Origin of the sequence: Corynebacterium sp. HMSC05D03 (assembly GCF_001807205.1) — a bacterium.
In the GTDB taxonomy this organism is placed as follows: domain Bacteria; phylum Actinomycetota; class Actinomycetes; order Mycobacteriales; family Mycobacteriaceae; genus Corynebacterium; species Corynebacterium aurimucosum.
The window spans coordinates 1-610 of sequence record NZ_KV788175.1 but is presented as its reverse complement, the minus strand read 5'-3'; the positions used below and the strand labels follow the sequence as shown (position 1 = coordinate 610).

The 610-nt window shown below is 55.9% G+C and carries 1 rRNA gene; it reads right to left on the bottom strand.

Features of this window, described 5'->3' with window-relative positions:
- Nucleotides 1–423: 423 nt before the first annotated feature.
- Nucleotides 424–541 (bottom strand): 5S ribosomal RNA (gene rrf / locus HMPREF3147_RS06260).
- Nucleotides 542–610: the final 69 nt, after the last annotated feature.

Here is a 610-nt window from a genome sequence, read left to right as displayed (position 1 = left end):
TGCCCGAAACGAAGGGCGTGGCCGCCATCCCGCTAGCCGCTTTCACGGACAACCCGGAACCGTGGAAGTGCAAGGTGCGCTTTGCTTTCTGCAAGCGCCCTGAGGTCATCCGGGAGGCAGTCTGCCGCCTCACGGCTGCCTCTTAGAGGCTTAGGTGCAGCAGCACGTAAAGAGCGCAGGCCCCTACCTGTACTTTCGGGTCTGTACTTTTGGGTGTCTTTGGACGTGGGGTTCAGTCGGCTGCTAGCGCAGCACCGTAGATGGTTTAAAGGTGCCATCAACGGGTTAATGCTGGGCCCGCCCCCTCTTTTGTTGTTGTGGGGGGACGGTGAAAACCGCAAAACGAAAAGGGAGAGACCGTTGAAACAGTAGTGGTGTTTCAACGGTCTCTTATTGTTGTATTGAGTTGTTTGTTTTGTTTGGTGTCGGCGGTTTCTTACTCTCCCACAACCTCCCGGTTGCAGTACCATCAGCGTTAGCAGGCTTAGCTTCCGGGTTCGGAATGGGTCCGGGCGTTTCCCTGCTGCTATAGGCCACCGACAAACACGCGGAGCAACTGTTTGTGTCTGGTTGCTGGTGTTGTGTCAGATACTGTGTAGTGGACGCGAAG